This is a genomic window from Kitasatospora sp. NPDC059803 (genome assembly GCF_042732255.1).
Taxonomy (GTDB): domain Bacteria; phylum Actinomycetota; class Actinomycetes; order Streptomycetales; family Streptomycetaceae; genus Kitasatospora.
This window is the reverse complement of sequence record NZ_JBHWIJ010000324.1, coordinates 1-9,132: the sequence shown is the minus strand read 5'-3', so window position 1 is coordinate 9,132 and position 9,132 is coordinate 1. Positions and strand designations below refer to the sequence as shown.

Annotated in this window: 6 protein-coding genes; 5 read left to right on the top strand and 1 reads right to left on the bottom strand. The window is 71.3% G+C overall.

The genetic code is table 11. The features are described from left to right. Positions 1-185: 185 nt before the first annotated feature. On the bottom strand, positions 186-1,262 hold the full coding sequence (locus ACFV6I_RS33845; RefSeq protein ID WP_363369566.1) for a LacI family DNA-binding transcriptional regulator: 1,077 nt from the start codon (positions 1,260-1,262) through the stop codon (positions 186-188). 170 nt (positions 1,263-1,432) lie between these two features. Here ACFV6I_RS33845 and ACFV6I_RS33840 point away from each other — a divergent pair, with 170 nt between their 5' ends. From ACFV6I_RS33840 to ACFV6I_RS33820, 5 genes are all read left to right on the top strand, one after another. Further along, a complete protein-coding gene (locus ACFV6I_RS33840; protein ID WP_063346402.1) occupies positions 1,433-2,722 on the top strand; it encodes an ABC transporter substrate-binding protein in 1,290 nt (429 codons plus the stop codon). A gap of 97 nt (positions 2,723-2,819) precedes the next feature. Then, complete coding sequence (locus ACFV6I_RS33835; RefSeq protein WP_380339560.1) at positions 2,820-3,692, top strand: carbohydrate ABC transporter permease; 873 nt, start codon at positions 2,820-2,822, stop codon at positions 3,690-3,692. 5 nt (positions 3,693-3,697) lie between these two features. Next, a complete protein-coding gene (locus tag ACFV6I_RS33830; protein WP_380429540.1) occupies positions 3,698-4,588 on the top strand; it encodes a carbohydrate ABC transporter permease in 891 nt (296 codons plus the stop codon). A gap of 82 nt (positions 4,589-4,670) precedes the next feature. Beyond that, on the top strand, positions 4,671-5,939 hold the full coding sequence (locus tag ACFV6I_RS33825) for a glycosyl hydrolase (RefSeq protein WP_380429537.1): 1,269 nt from the start codon (positions 4,671-4,673) through the stop codon (positions 5,937-5,939). A gap of 88 nt (positions 5,940-6,027) precedes the next feature. Further along, positions 6,028-9,132, top strand: a 3,105-nt coding sequence (locus ACFV6I_RS33820) for an alpha-mannosidase (RefSeq protein ID WP_380429535.1), incomplete at its 3' end; no start/stop codon positions are given.

Genomic DNA, 9,132 nt, shown 5'->3' with positions numbered 1-9,132 from the left:
CGCGCGCGCGCCGGGGCGGGGGGCGGGGGGGGGGGGGGGCGGCGGGGGGGGGGGCCCCCCCCCCGGGGGGGGGGGCGGCCCCGCCCCCCCGCCCCCCGGGCCCGCGGGGGGAGCGGGCCTGCGGAGGGTGCGGGCCGGACAGGGCCTGGGTGCGCGCCGGGCGGAGGCCGCTCGGCGCAGCGAACCTAAACCGGTTCAGGAGCGCTGTCAACGACTCGCGCAGCAACCACCCCGTCGGGTGGCTCGGCCCCCGGCGGCGAGGTGGACTCGCGCACGGTCAGCCGCGGCGTGGGCATCTGCAGGTCGCGCCCGGAGCCGGCCTCGTCGAGGGCCGCCAGCAGGCTGCGGGCGACCTGCTCGCCGAGCGCGAAGGTGTCCCGGCTGAGCGCGGTCAGCGGCGGGTGGACGATCCGGGCCAGCACCGAGTCGTCGAAGGAGACGATGGACAGTTCGGCGGGCACCGCGACGCCCATCTCGCCGGCCACGCCGAGCCCGGCGACGGCCATCACGTCGCTGTCGTAGACGATCGCGGTGGGCCGCCGGGGCCGGGAGAGCAGGGTGCGGGTGGCGGCGGCGCCCTCGGCGTCGCTGAAGTCGGTGGGCACCGACACGGCCTCCTCCAGCCCGAGCCGGCGGGAGGCGTCGCGCAGCGCGCGGATCCGCCGCTGGGTGTGCTGGAAGTGCGGCAGCCCGGCGAGGTGGGCGATCCGGCGGTGCCCGATGGCGGCCAGGTAGTCGACGATGGAGAGCATCGCCTCCCGGTCGTCGGCCCAGATCCGCAGCGGGCCGCCGCCCTTGCCGGGCCCGCCCAGGATGACGGCGGGCAGGCCGAGTTCGTCCAGCACCGGCAGCCGCGGGTCGCGGACCTGGAGGTCGACGACGATGAAGCCGTCGACCCGGTGCTCGGAGGCCCAGCGCCGGTAGACCTCGATCTCGGCGGCGGTGTCCTCGACCACCATCAGGTGCAGCGCGACGGAGCTGGCCGAGAGCACCGCCTGGAGGCCGGACAGCAGTTGGCTGAAGAACGGCTCGACGCCGATGGTGCGGGCCGGGCGGGCGATCACCAGCCCGACGGCGTCGGCCCTGGCTCCGCCGAGGGCCCGCGCGGCGCTGTGCGGGCGCCAGTTCATCTCCTCGGCAACCCGCAGGATCCGGGCCCTGGTCGCCTCGCTCACGCCGGGGCGGCCGTTGAGCGCGAAGGACACCGCGCCCTTGGAGACACCGGCCTGGCGCGCGATGTCGGCGATCGTCGGTCTGGCCACAGAACCCGACTCCTCTCTTGACATCCAAGTTTAGGCGGGAGCATAGTCCCTGGCATAGCTAGACCGGTTTAGTAATACAGGTTCTGGAACTCGGCACCACCCCCGTGACCCAAAACCACCCCCCGAGCTCGGCACGATCCCCCACCCACCCCCAGGACCGGGAGACCCTCATGCGAAGAATCTGGGCGGCACTGACCACGACGGCGTTCACCGCGGCCGCACTCACCGGCTGCGGACTCGGCTCCAGCGAAAGCAAGAACAGCGACAGCGTGGCGAGTGCGGCCGCCACCGGCGAGGTCAAGGGCAAGGTCTCGATCCAGACCTGGGCGCTCAAGCCGAAGTTCACCGACTACGTCCAAGGCGTCCTCGACGGCTTCAAGAAGAAGTACCCCGGCGTCGAGGTCGAGTGGCTCGACCAGCCCGGCGAGGGCTACTCCGACAAGGTCCTCAGCCAGGCCGCGTCCGGCGGCCTGCCCGACGTGGTCAACCTCCCGCCGGACTTCGCCTTCCCGCTGGCCAAGAAGGACCTCCTGCTGGACGTCCTCAAGGCCGACCCCAAGCTCGCCGACGAGTACGTCGCAGGCGGCGTCGAGGCCTACCGCTACACCGGCCTGAACGGCACCTTCGGCTACCCGTGGTACCTCAACACCGATGTGAACTACTGGAATTCGGAACTCCTGACGAAGAACGGACTGGACCCGAAGAAGCTCCCCGCCAGCCTGGACGACCTGATCGCCCAGTCCCGGGCGATGAAGGAGAAGTCCGGCGGCCAGACCTACCTGATGAGCCGCAAGCCGGGCCTCGGCGACCTCTACAACGCCGGCGTGAAGCTCATGTCCGACGACGGCAAGTCCTTCACCTTCAACACCCCCGAGGCCGCCGCGCTGCTCGACAAGTACCGCGACGCCTTCAAGGAGGGCCTGCTGCCCAAGGACGTGCTGACCAACACCTACGTCGGCAACTCCAAGCTCTTCAACGCGGGCACGGCGGCCTGGACCACCGGCGGCGGCAACTTCATCACCAGCCTCGCCACCGACAACCCGACGATGGCCCCGAAGATGCTCTCCTCCCCCACCATGGGCGTCCCGCCGCTGTACGTGCAGGGCCTGACCATCCCGAAGAACACCAAGAACCCGGCCGCCGCCGTCGCCCTGGCCCGCTGGGTCACCAGCCCCGAGAACCAGGCCGCGTTCTCCCACCTGACCAGCGTCTTCCCGTCCACCAAGGCCTCCGCGAACGACCCGTTCTTCAGCAAGAGCGACGGCACCAACGCCGGCGACGCCAAGGTGGTCGCCTTCGACTCGCTCGCCAAGGCCAAGCTGATCCAGCCCGTCCAGGTCGACGACGCCATGAGCACCATCATCAACCAGCAGATCGCGCTGGCCATCAGCGGCGACGCGAGCTCCAAGCAGGCGCTGGACTCCGCCGTCGAGCAGTGCAACAAGCTGCTCAAGGGCTGACGGCCGACCGCCACCCCGACCGTACCGGTCGAGCGGCGGGCCACCCCCGCCCGCCGCACCCGGGAATGACCCGCACCACCCCCAGGAAGGCAACGGCATGACCCACCGGCGTTGGTTCACCCCCTGGCTGCTCGCCGGGCCCGCGATACTCTGGCTGGCCGTCTTCAACCTCTGGCCGGCCGTCAACACGGTGATCCTGTCATTCACCAACGCCAAGCCCCTGGGCGGCGGGCAGTTCACCGGCCTGGAGAACTACGGGCGCCTGCTCGACGACGAACAGCTCGCCGACGCCCTGCTCAACAGCATCGTCTTCATGCTGGTCTGCCTGCCCCTGCTGACCATCCTGCCGCTGCTGCTCGCCCTGCTCGTCCAGCGCAAGGTCCCCGGCATCACCTTCTTCCGCACCGCCTTCTACACCCCGGTCATCGCCTCCGCCGTCGTGGTGGCGCTGATCTGGGGCTGGGTGCTGGACGACCGCGGCCTGGTCAACGGCCTGCTCCAGCAGTCCGGGATGACCGACTCCCCGGTCGCCTTCCTCACCGACCGCTGGCTGCTGCTGTTCAGCGCGATCGCCCTGACCGTCTGGAAGGGCTTCGGCTACTACATGGTCATCTACCTGTCCGCCCTCGCCAACGTCCCGCGCGAACTGCACGAGGCGGCGGCCGTCGACGGCGCCAGCCCGATCCGCCGGTTCTGGCACGTCACCCTGCCCGGGGTGCGGCCGACCATGATGCTGGTCTCCGTCCTCATCTCGGTCAGCGCGCTGCGCGTCTTCTCCGAGCTGTACGTGCTCTCCCACGGCCAGGGCGGCCCGGGCGGGCGGGACATGTCGGTGGTGATGCTGATCCAGATGTACAGCCGCGGCTTCAACGGCCACCTCGGCTACGCCTCCGCGCTCAGCCTGATGCTGTTCGTCATCACCCTCGGCCCGATGCTGCTGCTGATGCGCCTGAACCGGAAGGCGGCCTGAACCCCGTGACCTCCCCCCGTTCGAAGGCCGCCCGCCGCGCTCAAGGCTCCCAGGGCTCCCGGGGTTTCAACACCCCCTCCCCCGCCCAGAGCGCCGGCCGCTACCTGCTCCTGGTGCTCGTCCTGCTGCTGGTGGTCGGGCCGTTCCTGTGGCAGCTCTCCACCTCCCTCAAGGGTCCCAACGAAGACGTCTACACCAGCACCCCGAGCTTCATCCCCGAACAGCTGACCTTCGGCAACTACGGCAAGGTCGCCGAGACCATCCCGGTCTGGACCTACGCCCTCAACTCGCTGATCGTCGCCGCCATCTGCATCACCGGCAACGTGGTCGGCTGCACCCTGGCCGGCTACGCGCTCGCCCGGCTGCGCTTCCGCGGCGCCAAGCTCGTCCTCGGCCTCTTCCTCGCCACCCTGGTGCTCCCCGGCGAGGTCACCATCGTCTCCCAGTACGTGCTGGTGCGCGGCCTCGGCCTGGCCGACAGCCTGACCGGCGTCGCCCTGCCCGGCGCGATCGCCATGCTCAACGTGCTGCTGATGCGCACCGCCTTCGCCGCCGTCCCGCTCGAACTCGACCAGGCCGCCCTGGTCGACGGCGCCACCGTGTGGCAGCGGCTCTGGCACATCAGCCTGCCCAACGTGCGCGGCATGCTCAGCGTGATCGTCATCTTCACCTTCATCGGCGCCTGGGACGACTTCCTCTGGCCACTGATCGTGCTCAACGACCCGCAGAAGTACACCCTCACCGTCGGACTCCAGTACCTCAACGGCACCTTCTCCGCGAACCCGCGGCTGATCGCGGCCGGCACCATGATCGCCTTCCTGCCGATCGTCGTGGTGTTCGGCGTCTGCCAGCGCTTCTTCTTCAAGGGCGTCGAGGAGGGAGCCGTCAAGGGTTAGGCCCGGTCCGACCGAGGACGTGTCCGACGATTCCTGACCCCACCGCCCGTTCGCCCCACACCCGTTGAGGAATCACCCGCCCATGAGCACCCCCGCACCGCAGCGCCCCCGCTTCGGCGTCAACTACACGCCCAGCGCCGGATGGTTCCACCACTGGCTCGACTTCGACCTCGACGCCGTCCGCGCCGACTTCGACTCCATCGCCGCACTCGGCCTGGACCACGTCCGGGTCTTCCCACTCTGGCCGCTGTTCCAGCCCAACCGCACCCTGATCCGCCCGCGCGCCGTCGAGCAGTTGGCGGCCCTGGTGGACGCGGCCGGCGAACGCGGCCTGGACGTCGCGGTGGACGGCCTCCAGGGCCACCTGTCGAGCTTCGACTTCCTGCCCTCCTGGACCCAGACCTGGCACCGGCGCAACATCTTCACCGACCCCGAGGTCCTCGACGGCCAGGCCGCCTACCTGCGTACCCTCGCCGAGGCGCTGCACGAGCGGCCCAACTTCCTCGGCATGACGCTCGGCAACGAGATCAACCAGTTCTCCGGCGAACCGCACCCCGACCCCGACCGGATCACCCCCGGACAGGCCGACGCCTGGCTGCGCCGGATGCTCGACGCCTGCGAACAGGGCGCGCCCGGCCGGATGCACCTGCACGCCTCCTACGACGCCGCCTGGTACCTGGACGAACACCCGTTCACCCCCTGGCACTCGGCCCGGATCGGCGCCGCCACCGCCGTGCACTCCTGGGTGTTCAACGGCACCGCCCAGCGCTACGGCGCCCACTCCACCGCCACCGCGCAGCACGCCGCCTACCTGGTCGAGCTCTCCAAGGCCTGGGCGGACGACCCGGCCCGCCCGGTCTGGCTCCAGGAGGTCGGCGCCCCCGCCCCGCACATCACCGCCGAGGACGCCGCCCGGTTCACCGGCGCCACCGTCGAGGCCGTGCTCGACTGCCCGGACGTGTGGGGCGTCACCTGGTGGTGCTCGCACGACGTGGACCGCTCGCTGGCCGACTTCCCCGAGCTGGAGTACAGCCTCGGCCTGCTCACCACCGACCGCGCGGTCAAGCCGGCCGGCGCCCGGCTGGCCGAGGCCGCCGCCGAGGCGCGCCGCTCCTGGCAGCCGCCCGAGCCGCGCACCACCGCCGTGGTGGTGGCCACCGGGGACGAGGTGACCGCGCCCAAGCGCTCGGTCTGCGGGCCCGGCGGCGCCGTCTACGAGGCGTTCATGCGCCTCGCCGAGGCGGGCGCCCGCCCGACCACCGTCCTCGCCGAGCACGCCGAGGACCAGGCCCACCTGGCCGCGCGCGGGATCACCGAGGTGGTCCACCCGGACGACGTACGGTCCCTGTAACCCTTCGCCCCAGCCGTTACCCCTCAGCCACGATCCTCACTCACGCCCCTCAGACACGCCCCTCAGTCACGCAACGGAGCCCGCTGACATGCACGATGACCGCACGCTGGTCGAGTCCCGCCTCAAGCGCGTCCTGGACGAGCGCATCCGCCCGGCCGTCTACCCCGAGTCCGTCCCGCTGGAGGTCGGCATCTGGACGGCACCCGGCGAGCCCGTCCCGGTCGCCGAGGGCCTGGCCGCGCCGCGCACCCCGATCGCGGTCGGCGACGCCTGGGGCGCGCCGTGGGGCACCAGCTGGATCACCGTGACCGGCACCGTGCCGCAGGCCTGGGCCGGGCGGACGGTCGAGGCGCTGATCGACCTCGGCTTCGACGCCAACATGCCCGGCTTCCAGTGCGAGGGCCTGGTCTACCGCCCGGACGGCACCCCGGTGAAGGGCCTCAACCCGCAGAACCAGTGGGTGCGCATCGCCGCCCCCGCGGCCGGCGGCGAGCAGGTCCTGCTGCACGTCGAGGCGGCCTCCAACCCGGTCATCCTGGACTACCACCCCTTCCTGCCCACCGAGTTGGGCGACAAGGACACCGCCGGCGACCAGCCGCAGTACAAGCTGACCCGGATGGACCTCGCCGTCTTCGACGAGACGGTCTGGCAGCTGGTGATCGACCTGGAGGTGCTCGGCGAGCTGATGGCCGAGCTGCCGGTGGACGGCGCCCGCCGCTGGGACGTCCTGCGCGCGGTCGAGCGGGCGCTCGACGCGATCGACCTCCAGGACGTCAACGGCACGGCGGCCGCCGCCCGTTCGGAGCTCGCCGGGGTGCTGGCCGCGCCCGCCGTGCCGTCCGCGCACCGGATCAGTGCGATCGGCCACGCGCACATCGACTCGGCCTGGCTCTGGCCGCTGCGCGAGACCGTCCGCAAGGTGGCGCGCACCACCGCCAACATGACCGCGCTGCTGGAGGACGAGCCGGACTTCCTCTACACCATGTCCCAGGCGCAGCAGTTCGCCTGGATCAAGGAGCACCGCCCCGAGGTGTACGCCCGGGTGCAGAAGGCCGTGGCGCAGGGCCGGTTCGTCCCGGCCGGCGGCATGTGGGTCGAGTCCGACACCAACATGCCCAGCTCGGAGGCGATGGCCCGGCAGTTCGTGCACGGCAAGCGGTTCTTCCTGGACGAGTTCGGGGTGGAGAACCACGAGGCGTGGCTGCCCGACACCTTCGGCTTCACCGGCGGCCTGCCCCAGATCATCCGCAACGCGGGTTCCAAGTGGCTGCTGACGCAGAAGATCTCGTGGAGCCAGATCAACAAGTTCCCGCACCACACCTTCCTCTGGGAGGGCATCGACGGGACGAGGATCTTCACCCACTTCCCGCCCGTGGACACCTACAACTGCTCCATGAAGGGCAGCGAGATCGCCCACGCGGCAAGGAACTTCAAGGACAAGGGAGTGGCCCGGCACTCGCTCGCCCCGACCGGCTGGGGCGACGGCGGCGGCGGCACCACCCGCGAGATGGTCGCCAAGGCGGGCCGGATGAAGGACCTGGAGGGCTCGGCCACCGTCCGCTGGGAGAAGCCCGCCGAGTTCTTCACCAAGGCCGAGGCCGAGTACCCGAACCCGCCGGTCTGGGTCGGCGAGCTCTACCTGGAGCTGCACCGGGCCACCCTGACCAGCCAGGCGAAGACCAAGCAGGGCAACCGGCGCAGCGAGAACCTGCTGCGCGAGGCCGAACTCTGGTGCGCCACAGCCTCGTTGCACACCGGCGCGGCCTACCCGTACGAGCAGCTGGACCGGATCTGGAAGACCGTCCTGCTGCACCAGTTCCACGACATCCTGCCCGGCTCCTCCATCGCCTGGGTGCACCGCGAGGCCGAGGCGACGTACGCGGCGCTGGCCACGGAGCTGGACTCGCTGATCGACGGCGCCCAGCAGGCCCTCGCCGGGGACACCGCCGGCGGGCGCGAGCTGGTGTTCAACTCGGCGCCGCACCCGCGCTCGGCCGTCCCGGCCGGCGGGGCCGCCCCGGCCGTGTTCGGCGCGGGCGCCTGCGAGGTCGTCGAGCGGCCCGAGGGCGGCTTCCTGCTGCGCAACGGGCTGCTGGACGTGGTCGTGGACGCCGACGGCCTGGTGGCGTCGGTGGTCGAGGTGGCGAGCGGCCGGGAGAGCGTCGCCCCCGGCACCCGGGCCAACCTGCTCCAGTTGCACCCGGACTTCCCCAACATGTGGGACGCCTGGGACGTCGACCAGTTCTACCGCAACACCGTCACCGACCTGACCGCCGTGGACGCGCTGACGGCGCTCTCCGCCCCCGACCAGGCCACCGTCCGGGTCGCGCGCTCCTTCGGCTCGTCCACCGTCGTCCAGACGCTCACCCTGCGGGCGGGCGAGCAGCGGCTCGACATCGACACCGAGGTCGACTGGCACGAGACCGAGAAGTTCCTCAAGGCCGCGTTCCCGCTGGACGTGCACACCGAGCGGTACGCCGCCGAGACCCAGTTCGGCCACCTCTACCGGCCCACCCACACCAACACCAGCTGGGACGCCGCCAAGTTCGAGGCCTGCAACCACCGCTTCGTCCACCTCGACGAGCCCGGCTGGGGCGTCGCCCTCGTCACCGCCTCCACCTACGGCCACGACGTCACCCGCGCCGTGCGCGACACCGACGGCGGCACCACCACCACGGTCCGCTTCTCGCTGCTGCGCGCGCCCCGCTTCCCCGACCCGAAGACCGACCAGGGCCTGCACCGCTTCCGGCACGCCCTCGTCCCGGGCGCGGCGATCGGCGACGCCGTCCGCGAGGGCTACCGGATCGGCCTGCCCGAGCGGCGCGTCACCGGCAGCGCCGAGCAGGTCGCGCCGCTGGTGCAGCTGAACAACGACGCGCTGGTGGTCAGCGCGGTCAAGCTCGCCGACGACCGCAGCGGCGACCTGATCGTCCGGGTCTACGAGGCCGGCGGCGGCCGTGCCCGTGGCCTGCTCACCACCTCCTACCCGCTGGCCGGCGCCGTCCCCTGCGACCTGCTGGAGCGGCCCTGGGACGGCACCCGCGGCGAGGTGGCCGTGGAGGACGGCGCGGTGCGGCTGGCGCTGCGGCCGTTCGAGCTGGTCACGCTGCGTCTGATCTTTCTCTTATACACATCTTACTCTTCCGACGATATTCTGATTGTATATCTCTGTTTTCTCCTTATCAGTAAAAAA